General features: G+C 64.6%; 20 protein-coding genes and 1 pseudogene. 9 read left to right on the top strand and 12 right to left on the bottom strand.

Annotation, left to right across the window (positions count from 1 at the left end):
• Positions 1-18: 18 nt before the first annotated feature.
• Entirely contained in the window at positions 19-552 is a 534-nt protein-coding gene (locus tag C1D09_RS02450) for an NADPH-dependent FMN reductase (protein ID WP_143972820.1), read from the top strand.
• Between the two features lie 43 nt (positions 553-595).
• Here the strand turns inward: C1D09_RS02450 and C1D09_RS02445 are convergent, their stop codons facing one another.
• Both C1D09_RS02445 and C1D09_RS02440 read right to left on the bottom strand, forming a co-directional pair.
• On the bottom strand, positions 596-802 hold the full coding sequence (locus C1D09_RS02445; protein ID WP_010912352.1) for a tautomerase family protein: 207 nt from the start codon (positions 800-802) through the stop codon (positions 596-598).
• A gap of 162 nt (positions 803-964) precedes the next feature.
• Entirely contained in the window at positions 965-1,885 is a 921-nt protein-coding gene (locus C1D09_RS02440) for an SMP-30/gluconolactonase/LRE family protein (RefSeq protein ID WP_143972819.1), read from the bottom strand.
• 292 nt (positions 1,886-2,177) lie between these two features.
• Here C1D09_RS02440 and C1D09_RS02435 point away from each other — a divergent pair, with 292 nt between their 5' ends.
• Positions 2,178-2,345 carry a hypothetical protein gene (locus C1D09_RS02435; protein WP_019862058.1) on the top strand — a complete coding sequence of 56 codons (168 nt, stop codon included), beginning with the start codon at positions 2,178-2,180 and terminating at the stop codon, positions 2,343-2,345.
• 143 nt (positions 2,346-2,488) lie between these two features.
• Here the strand turns inward: C1D09_RS02435 and C1D09_RS02430 are convergent, their stop codons facing one another.
• From C1D09_RS02430 to ccmA, 4 genes are all read right to left on the bottom strand, one after another.
• The gene (locus C1D09_RS02430) at positions 2,489-3,064 is read right to left on the bottom strand and encodes a DsbE family thiol:disulfide interchange protein (RefSeq protein ID WP_143972818.1); all 576 of its coding nucleotides are present in this window, start codon (positions 3,062-3,064) and stop codon (positions 2,489-2,491) included.
• On the bottom strand, positions 3,061-3,231 hold the full coding sequence (ccmD, locus tag C1D09_RS02425) for a heme exporter protein CcmD (RefSeq protein ID WP_143972817.1): 171 nt from the start codon (positions 3,229-3,231) through the stop codon (positions 3,061-3,063). Before ccmD ends, C1D09_RS02430 begins: the two co-directional genes overlap by 4 nt.
• 161 nt (positions 3,232-3,392) lie before the next feature.
• Positions 3,393-4,058 carry a heme exporter protein CcmB gene (gene ccmB, locus C1D09_RS02420; RefSeq protein WP_143972885.1) on the bottom strand — a complete coding sequence of 222 codons (666 nt, stop codon included), beginning with the start codon at positions 4,056-4,058 and terminating at the stop codon, positions 3,393-3,395.
• Positions 4,058-4,693 carry a heme ABC exporter ATP-binding protein CcmA gene (gene ccmA, locus C1D09_RS02415; RefSeq protein WP_143972816.1) on the bottom strand — a complete coding sequence of 212 codons (636 nt, stop codon included), beginning with the start codon at positions 4,691-4,693 and terminating at the stop codon, positions 4,058-4,060. The genes ccmB and ccmA overlap by 1 nt, the downstream gene beginning before the upstream one ends.
• 284 nt (positions 4,694-4,977) lie before the next feature.
• Here ccmA and acnA point away from each other — a divergent pair, with 284 nt between their 5' ends.
• Positions 4,978-7,668: an aconitate hydratase AcnA gene (acnA, locus tag C1D09_RS02410; RefSeq protein ID WP_143972815.1), complete on the top strand. Its 2,691-nt coding sequence runs from the start codon at positions 4,978-4,980 to the stop codon at positions 7,666-7,668.
• Positions 7,669-7,724: 56 nt separating this feature from the next.
• Here the strand turns inward: acnA and C1D09_RS02405 are convergent.
• Positions 7,725-8,395, bottom strand: a pseudogene (locus tag C1D09_RS02405) (ceramidase domain-containing protein).
• A 177-nt stretch (positions 8,396-8,572) separates the two neighbouring features.
• On the opposite strand from C1D09_RS02405, the gene C1D09_RS02400 reads away from it, so the two are divergent.
• The gene (locus tag C1D09_RS02400; RefSeq protein ID WP_143972814.1) at positions 8,573-9,358 is read left to right on the top strand and encodes a DUF1223 domain-containing protein; all 786 of its coding nucleotides are present in this window, start codon (positions 8,573-8,575) and stop codon (positions 9,356-9,358) included.
• A gap of 585 nt (positions 9,359-9,943) precedes the next feature.
• Positions 9,944-10,330, top strand: a complete 387-nt coding sequence (locus C1D09_RS02395) for a DUF2794 domain-containing protein (RefSeq protein ID WP_027055166.1) — start codon at positions 9,944-9,946, stop codon at positions 10,328-10,330.
• 82 nt (positions 10,331-10,412) lie between these two features.
• On the opposite strand, the gene C1D09_RS02390 is transcribed toward C1D09_RS02395, so the two are convergent.
• The 4 genes from C1D09_RS02390 to C1D09_RS02375 all read right to left on the bottom strand — a co-directional run bounded on the left by C1D09_RS02390 (position 10,413) and on the right by C1D09_RS02375 (position 15,381).
• Complete coding sequence (locus C1D09_RS02390) at positions 10,413-11,000, bottom strand: GNAT family N-acetyltransferase (protein WP_143972813.1); 588 nt, start codon at positions 10,998-11,000, stop codon at positions 10,413-10,415.
• 119 nt (positions 11,001-11,119) lie between these two features.
• Positions 11,120-11,893 carry a Bax inhibitor-1/YccA family protein gene (locus C1D09_RS02385; protein WP_143972812.1) on the bottom strand — a complete coding sequence of 258 codons (774 nt, stop codon included), beginning with the start codon at positions 11,891-11,893 and terminating at the stop codon, positions 11,120-11,122.
• 243 nt (positions 11,894-12,136) lie between these two features.
• Positions 12,137-14,686 carry an ABC transporter permease gene (locus C1D09_RS02380; protein ID WP_143972811.1) on the bottom strand — a complete coding sequence of 850 codons (2,550 nt, stop codon included), beginning with the start codon at positions 14,684-14,686 and terminating at the stop codon, positions 12,137-12,139.
• A complete protein-coding gene (locus C1D09_RS02375; protein ID WP_143972810.1) occupies positions 14,686-15,381 on the bottom strand; it encodes an ABC transporter ATP-binding protein in 696 nt (231 codons plus the stop codon). The genes C1D09_RS02380 and C1D09_RS02375 overlap by 1 nt, the downstream gene beginning before the upstream one ends.
• Positions 15,382-15,469: 88 nt before the next feature.
• Here C1D09_RS02375 and C1D09_RS02370 point away from each other — a divergent pair, with 88 nt between their 5' ends.
• Positions 15,470-16,114, top strand: coding sequence for an arylesterase (locus C1D09_RS02370; protein WP_143972809.1), 645 nt, complete (start codon positions 15,470-15,472; stop codon positions 16,112-16,114).
• A 128-nt stretch (positions 16,115-16,242) separates the two neighbouring features.
• Positions 16,243-16,839 carry an RNA 2',3'-cyclic phosphodiesterase gene (gene thpR, locus C1D09_RS02365; protein WP_143972808.1) on the top strand — a complete coding sequence of 199 codons (597 nt, stop codon included), beginning with the start codon at positions 16,243-16,245 and terminating at the stop codon, positions 16,837-16,839.
• Here the strand turns inward: thpR and C1D09_RS02360 are convergent.
• Complete coding sequence (locus tag C1D09_RS02360) at positions 16,743-17,258, bottom strand: low molecular weight protein-tyrosine-phosphatase (protein ID WP_143972807.1); 516 nt, start codon at positions 17,256-17,258, stop codon at positions 16,743-16,745. The genes thpR and C1D09_RS02360 overlap by 97 nt on opposite strands.
• Positions 17,259-17,362: 104 nt before the next feature.
• Between C1D09_RS02360 and C1D09_RS02355 the strand changes: the two genes are divergently transcribed.
• Positions 17,363-17,659 carry a 4a-hydroxytetrahydrobiopterin dehydratase gene (locus C1D09_RS02355; protein ID WP_027047546.1) on the top strand — a complete coding sequence of 99 codons (297 nt, stop codon included), beginning with the start codon at positions 17,363-17,365 and terminating at the stop codon, positions 17,657-17,659.
• A 128-nt stretch (positions 17,660-17,787) separates the two neighbouring features.
• Positions 17,788-18,150 (top strand): YkvA family protein, encoded by a 363-nt coding sequence (locus C1D09_RS02350; protein WP_143972806.1) that lies wholly within the window; start codon positions 17,788-17,790, stop codon positions 18,148-18,150.
• The last annotated feature ends 148 nt before the right edge of the window (positions 18,151-18,298 follow it).

Below are 18,298 nucleotides of genomic sequence, written 5' to 3'. Positions count from 1 at the left end.
CGAACCGGTCCCCACGCTATGCTGAACCTCCTCGCCATCTCCGGCAGCCTGCGTGCCGCCTCCACCAATTCGGCCCTGGTCGCGGCACTGGCGCGCAACGCGCCGGCAGGCTGCCGCGTCACCGTCCATGACGGGCTCGGCCGTCTGCCTATCTTCAATCCCGATGACGAGGGCGAACGCACGCCGCGCGAAGCGGCTGAGCTGATCGATGCCGTCACCGGCGCGGACGGCATCATCGTCTCCTGTCCCGAATATGCCCATGGCGTGCCGGGCGGGCTGAAGAACGCGCTCGACTGGCTGGTCTCGCGCGACGCCGCCATCGCCAAGCCCGCCATGCTGGCCCACGCCTCGCCGCGCTCGCTGTTCGCCCGCGCCGCTTTGGCCGAGATCATGCGGACTATGTCCTTCGCGCTTTACGAGGACGCGATGCTGGAGATTGCCCTGCTGGGCAAGAAGCCGCCGGAGTTTGATGGCATCCTGACGGAGCCGGTGAACGTGCTGGCAATGCGCAACGCGCTGACGGCCTTTGCGGATTTTATCGCCTCGCGTTAAGCGGCACAGTCTTCGCCTTGTCCCCTCTGGGAGAAGGCAAGACCTAGCCCTTCCGCAACGTCTCGACATCGGTCTTGCCGACATACCAGTCGCGGGCGTTGACCTCTTCGAACACCACCCAGACATCGTCATTGCCAAGCCCCGTGGCTTCCATGATGGCCGCCGTGACTTTCTTGGCGATGTCAGCCTTCTTGCCTGCCGGATCGGCGGCGATCACTTCCTTGACGATGCGGATGTTGACGAATGGCATGACGCCCTCCCCTTGAATTGTGTCTGGTACCCCCAGCCTGCTGTCTGGAAATTCGCTCTGGCGAACCGCAGGGCGGCGGTTGCGGCAACCGTAGCGCGGCAGGCGCTGCGGTAATACGCAGAAACGTCGTCAGCGGCCGCCACAGAAGCGTGTCGAGCAGCCTCAAAAAGTCTTGGCCCCGTTCACCATCAGCCGCACCGAATAAAGCGATGTGGTGCCGGCGATGTAGAGGCAGTTCAGCTTGGCGCCGCCGAACACGCAATTGGCGGTCACCTCCGGCACCTTGACCTTTCCGATCAGCGTGCCGTCGGGATCGTAGCAATGGATGCCGTCGGCGGCGCTGGTCCAGATGCGTCCGTCGGCGTCGAGCCGGAACCCGTCGAACAGGCCGGCGGTGCAGTCGGCGAAGACCTTGCCCCCGGAAACCTTCTTGCCGTGCTTGCCGACGTTGAAGACCCGCATATGCGCCGGATTCTCGGCGCCATGCGTGCGGCCGGTGTCGACGACATAGAGCAGGCTTTCGTCCAGCGAGAAGGCGAGCCCGTTGGGGCGCACCATGTCGGTGATGACGGCCTCGATCTCGCCGCTGTCGGGGTCGACCCGGTAGACGTGGCAGGCGCCGATCTCGCTCTCGGCCTTGTCGCCTTCATAGTCGGTGTCGATGCCATAGGTCGGATCGGTGAACCAGATCGAGCCGTCGGACTTCACCACCACGTCGTTGGGCGAGTTCAGCCGCTTGCCCTTCCATTTGGCGGCAATGGTGGTGACCGAGCCGTCATGCTCGGTGCGGCTGACGCGGCGGCCCGAATGCTCGCAGGTGACCAGCCGGCCCTGCCGGTCGACGGTGTTGCCGTTGGAATTGCCCGAGGGCTGGCGGAAGACGCTGACGCTGCCGTCGGTCTCGTCATAGCGCAGCATGCGGTTGTTCGGGATATCGGACCAGACGACATAACGGCCGGCGGCGAACCAGGCCGGCCCTTCCGCCCAGCGGCATCCGGTGAACAGCTTCTCCACCTGGGCATTGCCGTTGAACAGCCGCCCGAAGCGCGGATCGAGAATTTCGTAATAGTCTGCGGCCGCCATGTGTTTCCTCCCGGCATCACGTAAGACCGGATCAAGCCAGCCCGCGATCGATCTGGCAAGACGCGGCCTTCGCAATTTGTATGACAAAACGGAGAGGAACCCGCCGCCCAGGCAGTTCTATCCCCGGTCGTCCAGCCACGACGACTTAGGACTCGATTAACCGGCTATGCGTTGCGTGCAATGGTGCATTGCAACATCTTCTTTTTGCAACGCACCATTCCTATGTCATGTTCCGTATTGACCAAGGGAGGAAGAAACCGCCGCCAGAATGCGGCACAGAAGGACCCTTGCCATGATCTTCAACGATCTCATGACCCGCGCTCGCAACAACATCGCCAAGCGCAAGCACTACAACCGCCTCGTCGCCGAAATCGACAGCTTCTCCAGCCGCGATCTGGCCGACATGCGCGCCGACCGCTCGGAAATGCTCTACCAGATCCACAAGCAGATCTACGGCTGAGCTTGAGCCTGCGCCGCCAGGCGCGCTGAGATTCAGGCCGCAGCGAAAACGGTGGGTTCCGAGAACCGCAGCGGAGCGTATTTTCGTACGTGAGCACCGGAAGCGCAGGAAGCCGCCGTTTGCAGGCCGGCATCACCTCGATATCAATGCGCCGCAAGCGCCTTGTCGATTTGCGGCAGCAGCAGATCCCTTACCGCTTCGGCCGTCAGCGGGCCGACATGCTTGTAGGCGATTCTGCCGTCCTTGCCGATGACGAAGGTTTCCGGCACGCCGTAGACGCCCCAGTCGATCGCCGTGCGGCCGGCTTCGTCGACGCCGATGGCCTGGAACGGATTGCCGAGATCGCCGAGGAACCGGCGGGCATTTTCCGGCCGGTCCTTGTAGTTCAGCGCCGCCATGGCGAACCGCTTGTCCTGCGACAGCGCCAGAAGCACCGGGTGCTCTTCGCGGCACGGCGCGCACCATGACGCGAACACGTTGACCAGCGTGACCTTGCCGGCGAACGCCCTGGAATCAAGCCCCGGCAGGTTTGACCCCTCCAGGGCCGGCAGATTGGTCTGCGGCGCCGGCAGCCCGATCAGCGCAGACGGCACTTCCGAGACATCGCGTCCCGACAACAGCTGCCACAGGAACAACCCCGCCAGGCCGAGGAAGACCAGCAGCGGCAAGAGGACGAACAGGCGGCGACCGCGCGTCGGTGTCTCGGTCTCGCTGCTCACGATTTCTCCTCCGCCTTGTCGGAACGGCGCCGCACGCCGGCTGCTTCCAATTCGGCAAGATCGCGCTTGCGCCCCTTTTGGTCGAGCAGGATCCAGCCGATCAGCCCGGCCAGAACAACCGCCGTGATGCCATAGGCGGCCGTGACATAGAGTGCGTGCGCACTCATGCCTGCCGCTCCATCTGCGCGCCTTTTTCCAGCCGTCTGCCTCTTTCGATCATGCTTTCCCTTAGCGACATGCCCATGGCCGCGCAACGCGCCGTGGTTTCAACCATACATGGCCGCCGCGCCGCCGCCCTTGATGTCGCGCAAACCATGCCAAACCTCGCTCAATCGGTTCCGTGGCGCAGCGCCAGCGCCGCCGAGGCCGGCCCCAGCACACCAAGAAACAGGGTCAGCGCGGCAAGAATGAGGAAGGGCTGCAGGAAAGGATCGGGATCGGCCGTCGCGCCGTAGCTCGCCGAAACGCCGAAGATCAGCACCGGAATGGTCAGCGGCAGCACCAGAACCGAGATCAGGAGCCCGCCGCGCGGCAGTGCCACCGCCACGGCGGCACCCGCGGCGCCAATGAAGGTGATGGCCGGCGTGCCGACCAGCAGCGTCAGCGCCGTCGCGCCGATGCCGAGCGCCTCCATGTTCATGAACAGGCCGAGCAAGGGGGCGGCGACGACCAGCGGCAGAACGCTGCCCGCCCAATGCGCCAGGCATTTCACCAGCACCGTCAGCGCCAGCATGTGCCGGTCGTTGCCGAGCACCAGCAGATCGAGCGAGCCGTCTTCGCGGTCGGCCTGGAACAGCCGGTCGAGCCCGAGCAGGCAGGCAAGCAGCGCGCCGATCCAAAGGATGGCCGGGCCGATGCGCGAAAGCAGCTTCAGGTCCGGGCCGACGCCGAACGGAATGGTGGCGATGACGGCAAGGAAGAAGATGACGCCGGTCAACGCGCCGCCGCCGGCACGGATGTTGAGACGGATGTCGCGGGCGAAGAGGGACCACATCACCATGCGGTCCCTTGTTGAGGCAGGCGTTCTGTGGCACCCCCCATCCTCAACTCCGCCGCCTCGATTCCCAGCGGCAAATGCGTCGCCGCGACAATCATCCCGCCAGCTATGCAATGCTTCGTCATCAGCCCCGCGAACCGCGCCTCCGACGCCTTGTCCAATCCCGCCGTCGGCTCGTCGAGCAGCCACAGCGGCCGGTGGCTGACCAAAAGCTTGGCGATCGCCGCGCGCCGCCGCTGCCCGGTCGAGAGATAGCCGAACGGCAGATGGCCGATGCCGCCGAGCCCGACCGTCTCCAGCGCCTTGGCGACGTCCGAATCGCCACTTCCATTGAAATCACGCCAGAAGCGCAGGTTTTCTCCCACGCTGAGCGCCGTCTTCATCGCGTTCTGGTGTCCGAGATAATGGCAGGCCGAAGCGATCGACGGAAAGTCATCGCCGCCGTGCTCGAGCACCAGCCGGCCTTCGGCCTTCGGCAGCAGCCCGGCGATGATCCGGAGCAAGGTCGATTTGCCTGATCCGTTCGGTCCGGTGACGACCAGCGCTTGCCCCTGATCGAGCGCAAAGCCGATGCCGGAAAAAACCGCCTCGCCGCCGCGTTCGCCGCCCAGATTTTCGGCGATAAGCCGCATCCCTCGCCTGCCCCAAAACAATGTTCCACGGCCGCTGCCGCATCGCACAAATTTGCTTTTTGACTGTCTAGAACTATTCCAGAAAATTCTCTATATGCGGTGCATCCGTGCCAGCGGTCGGCGCGGGAACAGAATTAGCGCCGAACCAGCGCACGCGCCGCCTTGAACGGCTCGGGTTGCTTGGGAACGGACAGCGGAAATGGCCGTACCCGCACCTTTGCGCGTGATTGCATGCCATCGGCGTCCGTTCCCTTTCAGGCTGAACAGACAAGGACGGATCGCACGTGTCAAAATCCCTCGATAGTTTCAATTGCCGTCGCACGCTGACCGCGGGCGGCACCGAGTATGCCTATTTCGACCTCGTCGAGGCCGAAAAGAACGGCCTCACCGGCATCGCCCAGCTGCCCTATTCGATGAAGGTGCTGCTGGAAAACCTGCTGCGCAATGAGGACGGCCGCTCCGTCACCAAGGAATCGATCCGGGCGGTGGCCGGCTGGCTGACCGACAAGGGCACCGCCGGCGTCGAGATCGCCTATCGCCCGGCCCGCGTGCTGATGCAGGATTTCACCGGCGTTCCGGCCGTGGTCGATCTGGCCGCCATGCGCGACGCCATGGCCTCGCTCGGCGGCGATCCCCAGAAGATCAACCCCCTGGTTCCCGTCGACCTCGTTATCGACCATTCCGTCATCGTCGACGAATTCGGCACGCCGATGGCCTTCGCCCGCAATGTCGAGCTCGAATATGAGCGCAACGAGGAACGCTACAAGTTCCTGAAATGGGGCCAGCAGGCGTTCCGCAACTTCCGCGTCGTGCCGCCCGGCACCGGCATCTGCCACCAGGTCAACCTCGAATATCTCGGCCAGGTGGTGTGGACCAACACCGAGGACGGCGAAACCACGGCCTATCCCGACACCTGCGTCGGCACCGATTCGCACACGACCATGATCAACGGCCTTGGCGTTCTCGGCTGGGGCGTGGGCGGCATCGAGGCCGAGGCGGCCATGCTCGGCCAGCCCGTCTCCATGCTCTTGCCCGAAGTCATCGGCTTCCGCCTCACCGGCAAGCTCAAGGAAGGCGTTACCGCCACCGACCTGGTGCTCACCGTCACCCAGATGCTGCGAAAGAAAGGCGTCGTCGGCAAGTTCGTCGAGTTCTTCGGCCCGGGCCTCTCCAACATGACGCTCGCCGACCGCGCCACCATCGGCAACATGGCGCCGGAATATGGCGCCACCTGCGGCTTCTTCCCGGTTGATTCGGAAACCATCCGCTACCTGACGATGTCCGGCCGCGAGGAAGGCCGCATCGCGCTGGTCGAAGCCTATTCCAAGGCGCAAGGCATGTGGCGCGAGGCCGGCTCCGCCGACCCGGTCTTCACCGACCTGCTCGAGCTCGAGCTGAGCAGCGTCGTGCCATCGATGGCCGGCCCCAAGCGCCCCGAGGGCCGTGTCGCGCTGGAAGGCATCCCGGCCGGCTTCGCCAAGGCGATGGAGACCGAGTACAAGAAGGCGGCGGAGATTTCCAAGCGCTACGCCGTCGAAGGCACCGACCATGACCTCGGCCATGGCGACGTCGTCATCGCCGCCATCACCTCGTGCACCAACACCTCGAACCCGAGCGTGCTGATCGGCGCCGGCCTTCTGGCCCGCAACGCCAACCGCCTCGGTCTCAGGCAGAAGCCGTGGGTGAAGACCTCGCTCGCCCCCGGCAGCCAGGTGGTCGCCGAATATCTGGAGAAGTCGGGCCTGCAGAAGGAGCTCGACCAGATCGGCTTCAACCTGGTCGGCTTCGGCTGCACCACCTGCATCGGCAATTCCGGCCCGCTGCCGGCGCCGATCTCCAAGACCATCAACGACAAGGGTTTGATTGCTGCCGCGGTCTTGTCCGGCAACCGCAACTTCGAAGGCCGCGTCTCGCCCGACGTGCAGGCCAACTACCTGGCCTCACCGCCGCTGGTCGTGGCGCATGCGCTGGCTGGCACCGTCACCAAGGACCTCACCACCGAACCGCTCGGCGAGGACAAGAACGGCAATCCGGTCTACCTCAAGGACATCTGGCCGAGCTCGGCCGAGATCCAGGAGTTCATCGAGAAGAACGTCACCCGCGAGCTGTTCGCCCGCAAATATGCAGACGTCTTCAAGGGCGACGAGCACTGGCAGAAGGTGCAGGCGCCGGAAGGCCAGACCTATGCCTGGGACGACAATTCGACCTATGTGCAGAACCCGCCCTATTTCGCCGGCATGACCACCGGTTTCGGCAAGATCGGCGACATCAAGGGCGCGCGCGTGCTCGGCCTGTTCGGCGACAAGATCACCACCGACCACATCTCGCCGGCGGGTTCGATCAAGGCGGCTTCCCCGGCCGGCAAGTATCTTACCGACCACGGCGTCGGTGTTGCCGATTTCAACCAGTACGGCACGCGGCGCGGCAACCATGAGGTGATGATGCGCGGCACCTTCGCCAACATCCGCATTCGCAACCACATGCTGGGCGAGAACGGCCGCGAGGGCGGCTACACCATCCACTACCCGTCGAAGGAAGAGGAATCGATCTACGACGCGGCGATGGAGTACAAGAAGGAAGGCGTGCCGCTGGTCATCTTCGCCGGTATCGAATACGGCAACGGCTCGTCGCGTGACTGGGCGGCCAAGGGCACCAATCTGCTCGGCGTCCGCGCCGTCATCGCCCAGTCCTTCGAGCGCATCCATCGCTCGAACCTGGTCGGCATGGGCGTCATCCCCTTCGTCTTCGAGGACGGCACATCCTGGGCTTCGCTCAACCTCAAGGGCGACGAACTGGTCGAGATCGACGGCCTGAGCACCCTCAAGCCGCGCCAGACGATGACCGCCAGGATCACCTATGGCGACGGCACGGTGAAGAACGTGCCGATCGTCTGCCGCATCGATACGCTGGACGAACTCGACTACTTCAAGAACGGCGGCATCTTGCAGTACGTGCTGCGCGATCTGGCTGCATAAGGCAGCAAGGGAATGGAGCTTGGGCAGTAGGGAACAAGGCCCCTACTGCCTACTGCCTACTGCCTGCCTTTCGGCGCCCCAAACCGCGCCACCGCCGCCAGCAGCCCCCCAGCATCAGCCCGTTGAGGATGTGCCAAAGGAAATGCGTGCCGAGCGGAAAGCTGGCGCAGACCCTTCGGGTCGATCATCCGGCAGATGGCGGACACCGCGAAGATCCCCGACCCCGCCGGATTGTAGCAGCCGGCCCGGATGCCGCTTGCCGTCCCCCAGATGCCGAAGAAGGCGAGCGCCAGGAACGGTGGCAGGTAGCTCGCCGTGCCGTTCGATGCCTGGCGCAGCCGATCCGGCGCGGCGAAACTTGTCGCGCCGGCCACCGCATGGAAAACGACGAAGACCGCGATCGCCTTGCCCCATTCCATGCCGAGGAAGCGGCGCGGATTGAACAGCGTATAGGCGAGCGCGAAGCCGGCAATCGGCAGGATATCGGCCCAGATCGTGCCCTGGTGGCAAAGGCATGCAAGATCATCGAGCCGATGCCGATCGCCACCACCCGCCAGGCCAGCACCGCGGCGAAAGTGCCGGCCTCGCATCGGCGTGCTTCCCGCGCACCCCACAATCCCGCGGCAATGAAAGCGAGGTTGGTCAAAGCATTGGCGGGCTCGGCCCAAAGTTCAGGCCCGGTCCGCTCGCAATAGAGATCGACAGGGGTCAGGAGAGTTTGCCACATGATAATGATGCCGGCCCTAATCGAACCGCGTCATGAAATGCAGTGTCCCTCCTATTGCGGCCTTACCTGCGACCGCAACGGTAAAATTTCACCGCAACGTGACTTCCCGTTGACATCCGCTTCTGCCACATATTTCAGACAATCAGAACAAAGCCGGCGCCACCGGCGGGAATTGGAATGATCATGGCCTGGCGAAGATCACTTTGGCTGGCGGCCTTTGCGCTGGCCTTCTCGGCGGTTGCCGGTACCGGCCATGCCGGCGAGGCCGAAAGGAGCCAGGCCGAAAAACCCTCGTCCGACAGGCCGCTCGGCGTCGTCGAATTGTTCACCAGCCAGGGCTGCAGCTCCTGCCCGCCGGCCGATGCCTTCTTCGCCGAACTTGCCACCAAGGAAGACATTGTCGCGCTCTCCTATCATGTCGACTATTGGGACTATCTCGGCTGGAAGGACACGCTGAGCCGCAAGGAAAACACCGAGCGGCAATATGACTACATGCGCGCCTTCGGCAGTCGCTCCGTCTATACGCCGCAGGCCGTCCTCAATGGCCGCGCGCATGTCAACGGCGCCAATCGCGGCGAGGTCGACGGCGCGTTGGCCCGCATGGCGAAATCCGGCGAAGGCATGCGTGTGCCCGTCAAGGTCAGCCGCACCAGCGACCGCGTGATCATCGATGCCGGCGATGCCGCCGCCGGTCCGAACGACGCCCATGTCGTCATCGTCTATTTCGAGCCGCCGCAGACGGTCAAGATCGCCCAGGGCGAGAACTCCGGCCGCAAGATGACTTATTGGAACGCCGTCACCAGCATCCAGACCGCCGGCATGTGGCACGGCAAGGCGCAGCGCTATGAATTGCCGATGAGCGAAATCACCAAGAAGGGCGGCTGCGCCGTGCTTTTGCAGTCGGTCGGCAAGGACGGCATGCCAGGGCCTATTCTCGGCGCCGCGTTCATCCACAAGCCGTAACGGAATCGCCAAACGGCCCTGCCCTCCGGGCGGGGCAGGAGCGAAGCTCCGTCGCTGAGACCCGAGGATCCATGCCTTGAGGATCGAGCGCTCTCGGCCGACCGACTTCACTTGTGCAACCGCCTATTCTGAACCGCCGCGTTCTTCGGCGATGTCGCGGCATGAATCGATGGCGCGGATGGCATCACGATCGATCCGGCGTTCAGGCATGAAAAAACCGACGTCAGCTTGCTTCTGACGCCGGTCGTTTAGGTATTGGGATCGTCGCACCCGATTTTTCCAAGGAAAAACCGAGGTTGGTTCGATCCGACGCAGACCCGTGGGCGGGGGGCTTGGGGTTTACGAGCCGGTGCCGGACCGAACCGTCTCAGGCAACGCCGGTAAATTCGTCGGACATTGGGGCATGAGCGCGGATAAAAAAAGGCAGAAATGTGGCGAACCATCACCAATTCCAACATGCGGTTTGCAAATGTGACTGGACGTGACCGAAAAAATCCGCCGCCGCCGCCGCTTCGCCGGCTCTTGCAATTGCGGCGCGAACGGGCCAATTTTGGTTGGCATAGATTCATTTTGAAGGATCGAGGCATGACTGACGACAGCGGCGGGACGGGGGATGGTGACGCGTCCGCAATATTGATCCCGCTGCACGAGGCGCGCAGCGCACGCCTCGACCAGCCGGTGCGCTTCGACCGGCGTGAACTGGACCAGATCCTCAGGCTCTATGGACGCATGGTCGCCGCCAATGAATGGCGCGACTACGCCATCGATCACCTGACCGACAGGGCCGTGTTTTCCGTCTTCCGCCGCGCCAGCGAAGTGCCGCTGTTCCAGATCGTCAAGGACCCGAAACTGGCCCGCAAGCAAGGCGCCTTCGCCGTCATCGCCGCCGGCGGGCGCATCCTCAAACGCGGCCAGGAACTCGGCCGCGTGCTTGGCGTCTTCGACAGCAAACTGAGAGTGGTCGAGGCCTGAGCCAAGGAGTTCGATTTGAGGAATTGAGGAAGAAGGCACTTAGGGCCTGACGTAAGCGCCATCGTCTTTGTTCTTCAATTCCTCAATTCTTCAATTCCTCTTTATCCCGTTCCCGGAACTTCCGCTCCGGCAGCGAGACCGGGTCGGGCGGCAGCGACGCGCCGCCATTCAGGGACAGCTGCATGAACACCGTGTCCAGCCAGCGCCCGTGCTTGTAGCCGGAGCCTTCGAGGCGGCCCGAATGGCGAAAGCCGAGCTTTTCGTGCAGCCTGACCGAGGCGCTGTCGGCATGGCCGTCGCCGATCACGGCGACGATCTGGCGAAAACCCGCCCCCTCGGCCGCCACGATCAAGGCTTGCATCAGCTTGAGACCGATGCCCTGGCCCTTGGCGTCGGGCGCGACATAGACTGAATCCTCGACGATAAAGCGATAGGCCGGGCGCGGCCGGAAGGCGCCGGCATAGGCGTAGCCGAGCACGGCGCCGTCCTTCTCCGCCACCAGATAGGGAAAGCCGCCGGCCGTGAGCGTGGCGAATCGCGTGCCCATCTCGGCGCGGCTGGGCGGCTCCAGCTCGTAGCTCGCCGTGCCATGTGTCACCGCGTCGGCATAGATTTCGGTGATGGTATCGAGGTCGGCGACGCCGGCCGCCCGAATCGCGATATTGCTCATTCTTTATGCAAGCCTCCTGTATGCCTTCGATAACAGCAAACGTCGGCGCAAAATAAAAGGGCGGCCGTTGGGCCGCCCTTTCCAAACCCGATGGTCCAGTCAGACCACGATGCGATGCCCTAGCGGCGGTCGCCCATGAACTGCAGCAGGAACATGAACAGGTTGATGAAGTCGAGGTAGAGCGTCAGCGCGCCCATGATGGCCTTGCGGCCGGCGACATCGGAAGCGTCGCCCTCGAAATACATCTCCTTGATCTTCTGCGTGTCATAGGCGGTGAGGCCCGCGAAGACCAGCACGCCGATCGCCGAGACGGCGAAGGACAGCGCCGACGACTGCAGGAAGATGTTGATCACCGACGCGATGATGATGCCGAACACGCCCATGATCAGGAACGAGCCCATCGCCGTCAGGTCGCGCTTGGTCGTGTAGCCGAACAGCGACAGCGCGCCGAAGGCGGCGGCGGTGGCGAAGAAGGTCTGCGAAATGCTGGCCGTGGTGTAGACCAGGAAGATCGACGACAGTGACAGGCCGACGAGGCCGGCATAGACCCAGAAAGTCGTCTGCGCCGCCGAAACGCTCATCGACTGGACACGGAACGACAGGAACAGCACGGCGGCCAGCGGCGCCAGCATCACCACCCAGCGCAACGGCGACCCGAAGATCGCATAGCCGAAGGACGTCAGCATCTCGCCGCTCGGCAGTGTCGCGACGGCGGAGGCCGGATCGGTGGTGGTGGCCAGCATGATCGTGCCGACCGCGGCCAGGCCGGTGATGAGGAGGCCAAGCCCCATCAGATTGTAGACCCTGATCATATAGGCGCGCAGGCCCTGGTCGATGTCGACGGCGGCGCCGGGCACGGCGCGCGTCTGGAAGTTGCGAATGGGTTCAGCCATTGTAGTCCTCTATTGCTTCTGCCCCGTCCGGTGTCAGGTCCTGTTGGGACGTAAATCCACCGGACCCAGGCGCCGCTGGCGGGGCTCCAGCATGCCTGTGGCGAAATATGATGGTTATTCGCGTCAAGAACAAGACCGTAACCGGATGTAACGGTTCGTGAGGGGCCGAAATGCCGAATCCCGGGCTTTCCGGCCGGCATCCTTACCAAGATTTAATCCCGGATGGCCGCTCCGGCCCCGGAATTACAGCTCGCGCAGTACCGGCGCCGCCTTGTGGCCGAGCACCCGCCAGGTGCCGGCGAGGCCGATGCCGACGGTGATCACCAGCGCAAAGGCGATGGTCGCCACCGCCACCTCGGGCATGAAATGCGACGGCAGGGTCATGATGCGGGCGACAATGTACCAGGCCGCGATTCCGCCGGCGGCCAGCGCGAAGATGGCCGTGGCCAATCCGATCAGCATGTATTCGAGGGAGAACGCCGTGATCAGCGTTCGCCTTGTGGCGCCCAGCGTCTTCAGCACCACCGCGTCATGGATGCGGGCCCGGTTGCCGGCGGCGAGCGCGCCGGCCAGCACCAGCACCGAAGCGATCAGCGCCACGCCGGCCGCCGCGCGTATCGCCGTGCCGAGCTGCCCGACCAGCCGGTTGACGACATCGAGCGCGTCCTTGACCCGCACCGTCGTCACCGCGGGAAAGGCGCGGGTGACGGCATTGAGGACGCGCGCGTCGTCGGCCATGGTGGCACTCTTTTCGGTCAGCGTCGCCATCCAGCCGTGCGGGGCCCCAGCGAATGTATTGGGCGAGAACACCATGACGAAGTTGATGCCCATCGTTTCCCACTGGACCTGGCGGAAATTGGCGATCTTCGCCGTCACGTTGCGGCCGAGCACGTTGACGGTGACGCTGTCGCCGAGCTTCAGTCCGATCTCCTGGCCCTCATGCGCCGAGAAGGAAACCAGCGGCTCGCCGGTATAGTTGTCCGGCCACCACTTGCCCTCGGTCAGTGTCGCGTTTTCCGGTTGTTTGGCATCATAGGTCAGGCCGCGATCGCCTTTCAGCACCCAGGCACCTTCGGCCGGCACCTTGACCTTGTCGACGTCGACGCCGTTGAGCGCCATCACCCGGCCGCGCAGCATCGGCACCTTGGCCAGCGTGCCCTTCGGCACCTCCTTGGCAATCAGCGCGGAGAACGCATCGACATCGCTGCCCTGGATGTCGACGAAGAAGAAGTTCGGCGCCCGCTCCGGCAGGCTGCCGGAGATCTGTCGCCGCAGATTGCCGTCGATCAGCGCCAGCGTCACCAGCAGCGTCAGCCCGAGCCCCAGCGACAGCACCACCGATGGCGTCAGGGCGCCCGGCCGATGGATGTTGCCGATGGCGAGCCTGAGCGCCACGAAGCGTACGCGCGGGCTTCTTCTCGCCGCCCATTGCACCAGCGCGCCGACCAGACGCAGCACCAAGAACGCGAAGATGGTGGCGCCGACGAAGATCGAGGCGATGCGCTGGTCGCCCGAGAACAGGATGGCGAGCGCTGCCAGCAGCAGCGCGATGCCGAGCGCCGAAGCGACATAGACGAGGCGCGGCTGGCCGCGGCCTTCAAGCCCCATCTCGCGGAACAATGCTGTCGCCGGCACGTCGCGGGCGCGCCCGAGCGGCAGCAGCGCGAAGGCCAGCGTCACCAGCAGGCCGAACAGCGCCGCCATGCCGAGCGCGTCGGGATAGAAGCCGCCCTGAGCCGGTACCGGGATGACGGATTGGAGAGCGGCACTCGCCACGAACGGCATCAGGGCGCCGAGCACCAGGCCGGCGGCGATGCCGAGTGCGGCGATGATCAGGATCTGCACGAGATAGACGGCAAAGACGAAGCCGCCGGAAGCGCCAAGGCTCTTGAAGGTGGCGATGACCCCACGCTTGCCGTCGAGATAGGCGCGCACCGCATTGGCGACGCCGACGCCGCCGACCAGCAGCGCCGTCAGCCCGACCAGCGTCAGGAATTGCGAGAAGCGTTCGATGTTGGACGACAGCGCGGGCGCCGCATTGTCGCGGGTGCGGATCGACCAGCCGGCCTCGGGAAAGTCTTTCGCCGCCTGATCCTGGATGGCCTTGAGCCGCGCCGCGTCGGTGTCGGCGGGCAGCCGGATCTTGTAGGCGTTTTCGACCAGGCTGCCTGGTTGCACCAGCCCGGTGGCGGCCAGGCCTTGGGTCGAGATCATCAGCCTCGGCGCGAAGCCGAAACCGTCGGACACGGCATCCGGCTCGGTGATCAGTTTGGCGCGCAATTCGAAGGTCGCGGTGCCGAGCTTCAGTCGGTCGCCGGGCTTGAGATGCAGCCGTTCGAACAGCAGATCAGGAGCGGCCGCGCCAAAAACGCCGAATTCTTCGCCGAAAAGCTCCTGCTTCGACAGCTTCGGCTCGGTTTCAAGCGCGCCATAGAGCGGATAGGCGTCGTCGACCGCCTTGGCCTCGACCAGCGCCTGGTCCGAGCCGTCGGCCAGCCGCGCCATCGAGCGCATGCCGGCGGTGCGCGAAACGGTGCCGAGGCCGTCGAGGAAGCCGCGCTCGGCCTGGCTGGCGTCGCGCTGGTTGATCTGGAAGCGAAGATCCCCGCCAAGCAGCGTCTGGCCCTGGTCGGCGACGCCGGCGCTGATCGAACGCGCAACCGAATTGACGCCGCCGATCGCCGCGACGCCGAGCGCGATGCAGGCGAGGAAGATCAGGAAGCCGGACAGGCCGCCGCGCATTTCGCGCAGCGAGAAGCGGACCGCGAGTTTCAGCGTCTGCGCCAGCGGCATCAGGCGGTCACCTTCAAGGCCACGGTTGTTTCGATCCGGCCCGAGCGCATCGAAACCTGGCGCGAACAGCGCGCCGCAAGCGCCGGATCGTGGGTGACCAGCACCAGCGTCATGCCGCGTTCAGCCGCCTTGGCGAACAGCAGGTCGGCGACCTGCCACCCGGTCGCCTGGTCGAGATTGCCGGTCGGCTCGTCGGCGATGAGGATGCGCGGCGACGGTGCCAGCGCCCGGGCGATCGCCACGCGCTGCTGCTCGCCGCCGGAGAGTTCGCCGGGATAATGGGTGACGCGGTCGCTCAGGCCGACCGCCGCCAGTTCGCGTGCCGCCACCGAAAACGGATCGGCATGGCCGGCCAGTTCCAGCGGCACCGCGACATTCTCGAGCGCCGTCATATTGGGGATGAGGTGGAAGGACTGGAAGACGATGCCAATGTTTCGGCCACGAAACGAAGCAATCTGATCCTCGCTTTTGCCGTTGAGCAACTCGCCGGCGATTCGTACCGTACCCGAATCGACCCTTTCCAGGCCTGCCAGGACCATCAACAATGTCGACTTGCCGGACCCCGAAGGGCCGACGATGCCGGTCGCCTCGCCGCGCGCCACTTCGAGGCTGACGCCCTTGAGCACATGGACCGACGAAGCGCCTTCGCCGAGCCTCAGGGATACGTCTTTCAGCGCGATGACGGCTTCTGTCAAAATGAAAGTGTCCTATATGGAACGTGAAGGCTCTGTTTGCCGGAAGCCGTCGCCCGGAAGAATCCTTTGGTCATATGGGGCCTGCCGCATGTCTTTCAAACGCCAGATAGCCGCAGGCTTGATCCTTTTCCCCGCCCTTTGCGGCGCCATTTCGTCGGCGCGGGCCGAGCCCTTCAAGATCGTCGGCTTCGGCGACAGCCTGATGGCGGGTTACGCTCTCGGGCCCGGCGAGGGTTTTACCGACAAATTGCAGGCTGCCCTGCGCGCCAAGGGCCGTGACGTGGCCGTCGGCAACGCCGGTGTTTCCGGCGACACCACCAGCGGCGGCCTGGCGCGGCTCGACTGGTCGGTGCCGGACGGAACCCGGCTGGTCATCCTCGAACTCGGCGCCAACGACATGCTGCGCGGCGTCTCGCCCGATATCCCCAGGAACAACCTCGACGAGATGCTGGCCAGGCTCAAGCAGCGCAAGATCGCCGTGCTTCTGGCCGGCATGCGCGCCGCGCCCAATCTCGGCGCCGACTACCAGACCGCTTTCGACGCCATCTTTCCGGAGCTGGCGAAAAAATACGATGTGCCGCTCTACCCGTTCTTCCTCGACGGCGTTGCCGGCCAGCCCGGCATGCAGCTCGAGGATGGCCTGCATCCGAGCGCCAAGGGGGTCGACCTGATGGTCGAGCGCATCCTGCCGACGGTCGAGAAGGCGATTGCGGCGGTGCCCGGAGGTGCCTGAGGGGAGCTGGAACCACCGTCCGTTAGGGAAGTTTTTAGCAAAGCCTGTGACCAATAAACCTCTTGCTACGTTCGACTATCGATGATTCGCTATAGGTGACAGTTCGATTCGAGGAAGGGAGGCTCTTCATGCCGCGTCTTTTCACCGCCCTCGAAATTCCGCGTGATGCTGCCTTGTCGCTGTCCCTGCTCCGGGGCGGCCTGCCCGGGGCCCGCTGGATCGATGTCGAAAACTACCATCTGACGCTGCGCTTCATCGGCGATGTCCAAGGTCATGTCGCCGACGAGATCGCCAACGCGCTGGACCGCGTCCACCGGCCGTCCTTCTCACTGGCTTTGTCCGGTGTCGGCGCTTTCGGCCAGAAAAAGCCGCACGCCGTATGGGCCGGGGCGTCCGCCTCGCCTGATCTGGCCGCGCTTCAGGGCGAGATCGAGCGCATCTGCCAGCGGCTTGGCATTCCCGCCGATCCGCGCAAGTTCATGCCGCACGTCACACTGGCGCGGCTGCGCAATTCAAGCCCGCTGGACGTGGCGCAATATCTGTCGGCACGCGGCAATTTCTCGACATTGCCCTTCCGCATCGGTCGCTTCGTGCTGATGTCGTCGCGCGATTCGGTCGGCGGCGGCCCCTACATCGTCGAGGAAGCCTGGCCGCTGTCCGGCAACGATGCCCGCGCCGCCAGCCGCGTCGCCAGCGCCTCCGACGCCTCGCGGATCATGCGGTAGACCGACGCGAACGCATCCTCACCGTCATAATAGGGATCGGGCACGTCACGCGCGTGTCCGTGCGCGAACTCCATGTAGAGCCGCACCCGGTCGCGTGCCGCCGGCGCCAGCGCCTTAAGGTCGGCGACATTCGAGCGATCCATGCCGAGGATCAGATCGAAACGGGAGAAATCCTGCGGCGTGACCTTGCGCGCCCTCTGCGCGGAAATGTCGATGCCGTGACGAATGGCGACCGCGATCGAGCGCGGATCCGGCGCCGAGCCGACCTCCCAGCCGCTGGTGGCGGCCGAATCGAGCAGCATGTCGCGCCCCCGGCCACGCTCGGCCCAGACGGCGCGAAAGACGCCCTCGGCCAGCGGCGAGCGGCAGATGTTGCCGAGGCAGACGAACAGAATGGAATTTATCGGCTTTGTGCTCATTCGATATGCGCCGTTCGTGCATTTGGAACCCCAAAACCGCAAGGCACTTCGGGGTGACTTGCACTATGGTGAGGGTCAAACTCGAAATAGCATGGGAAATCATCATGACGAGAGAAAAACTCAGCAAGGACGCCATCACCGCCGCCCTTGCCGAACTCGGCGACTGGTCGCTGGCCCCGGACGGCGGCTCGATCAAGCGCAGCTTCGTCTTCAGGAATTTTTCCGAAGCCTTCGCCTTCATGACCCGCGTGGCGCTGGCCGCCGAGAAGATGGATCATCACCCCGACTGGTCGAATGTCTACAAGACCGTCGACGTGACGCTGAACACCCATGACGCCGGCGGCGTCACGGCGCTCGACATAGCGCTGGCAAAGAAGATGAACCACTACTTCGGCGGCTGAGTGTGCGCCTGGCCGTGAGCGGTGGCGCCAAATCGGCACCCGCATCTTGCAGCCGGGTCCGGCTTTCACCACATTTTGCCTCGCGAGGCATGCGCCAGGAAGCGCATGAGGCCCGCAAGGAGTAATTGATGGCGCAAGAATCCGGTTTTGACTTCTTCGGCTTTGGCGAAAGGCTGGGCGGTGAGGGCGAAGTGCGCGAGAAGTTCTGGCGCACGGCCAAGAAGGCCGCGCGGCAGATCCCGTTCATGGAAGAGGTCGTCGCCGCCTATTACTGCGCCATGGACAAGAACACGCCGCTGCGCGCCAAGGGCATATTGGTGGCCGCGCTCGGTTATTTCGTCCTGCCGGTGGACCTCATCCCCGACTTCGTCTTCGGCCTCGGTTTCACCGACGACATCGCCGTGCTCACCGCCGCGATCACCGCCGTCGGCGCCCACATCACGCCGGCACATCGCCAGGCGGCCAAGGACGCCATCGCCGACGTGAACTGAGCGCCTTCACGTGGCGCGCGCCCTGTGGGCGGAGGCGTTTGGAGGCCCCGCTGAAAAGTCAAACTCTTGCCGCTTTCGTGGCCTCCAAGTCGCCGAAGGGACGTCGCGCCGGCCGCTGACTAGGCGGCGGCGCGGGAATGGCGGCGGT

This window comes from Mesorhizobium intechi (genome assembly GCF_002879535.1).
In the GTDB taxonomy this organism is placed as follows: Bacteria; Pseudomonadota; Alphaproteobacteria; order Rhizobiales; family Rhizobiaceae; genus Mesorhizobium; species Mesorhizobium intechi.
The sequence above is the reverse complement of the archived record's forward strand: the minus strand, read 5'-3'. Positions and strand labels throughout refer to the sequence as shown.

Bases quoted from the DNA above. Each gene is read 5' to 3' on its own strand.
- thpR (WP_143972808.1), top strand. From the start codon at position 16,243: ATGCCGCGTCTTTTCACCGCCCTCGAAATTCCGCGTGATGCTGCCTTG.
- ccmB (WP_143972885.1), bottom strand. From the start codon at position 4,058: ATGTGGTCCCTCTTCGCCCGCGACATCCGTCTCAACATCCGTGCCGGC.
- C1D09_RS02400 (WP_143972814.1), top strand. From the start codon at position 8,573: ATGATCATGGCCTGGCGAAGATCACTTTGGCTGGCGGCCTTTGCGCTG.
- C1D09_RS02445 (WP_010912352.1), bottom strand. From the start codon at position 802: ATGCCATTCGTCAACATCCGCATCGTCAAGGAAGTGATCGCCGCCGAT.
- C1D09_RS02450 (WP_143972820.1), top strand. From the start codon at position 19: ATGCTGAACCTCCTCGCCATCTCCGGCAGCCTGCGTGCCGCCTCCACC.
- C1D09_RS02395 (WP_027055166.1), top strand. From the start codon at position 9,944: ATGACTGACGACAGCGGCGGGACGGGGGATGGTGACGCGTCCGCAATA.
- C1D09_RS02360 (WP_143972807.1), bottom strand. From the start codon at position 17,258: ATGAGCACAAAGCCGATAAATTCCATTCTGTTCGTCTGCCTCGGCAAC.
- C1D09_RS02390 (WP_143972813.1), bottom strand. From the start codon at position 11,000: ATGAGCAATATCGCGATTCGGGCGGCCGGCGTCGCCGACCTCGATACC.
- C1D09_RS02380 (WP_143972811.1), bottom strand. From the start codon at position 14,686: ATGCCGCTGGCGCAGACGCTGAAACTCGCGGTCCGCTTCTCGCTGCGC.
- C1D09_RS02440 (WP_143972819.1), bottom strand. From the start codon at position 1,885: ATGGCGGCCGCAGACTATTACGAAATTCTCGATCCGCGCTTCGGGCGG.
- C1D09_RS02370 (WP_143972809.1), top strand. From the start codon at position 15,470: ATGTCTTTCAAACGCCAGATAGCCGCAGGCTTGATCCTTTTCCCCGCC.
- C1D09_RS02350 (WP_143972806.1), top strand. From the start codon at position 17,788: ATGGCGCAAGAATCCGGTTTTGACTTCTTCGGCTTTGGCGAAAGGCTG.
- ccmD (WP_143972817.1), bottom strand. From the start codon at position 3,231: ATGAGTGCGCACGCACTCTATGTCACGGCCGCCTATGGCATCACGGCG.
- ccmA (WP_143972816.1), bottom strand. From the start codon at position 4,693: ATGCGGCTTATCGCCGAAAATCTGGGCGGCGAACGCGGCGGCGAGGCG.
- C1D09_RS02355 (WP_027047546.1), top strand. From the start codon at position 17,363: ATGACGAGAGAAAAACTCAGCAAGGACGCCATCACCGCCGCCCTTGCC.
- C1D09_RS02385 (WP_143972812.1), bottom strand. From the start codon at position 11,893: ATGGCTGAACCCATTCGCAACTTCCAGACGCGCGCCGTGCCCGGCGCC.
- C1D09_RS02435 (WP_019862058.1), top strand. From the start codon at position 2,178: ATGATCTTCAACGATCTCATGACCCGCGCTCGCAACAACATCGCCAAG.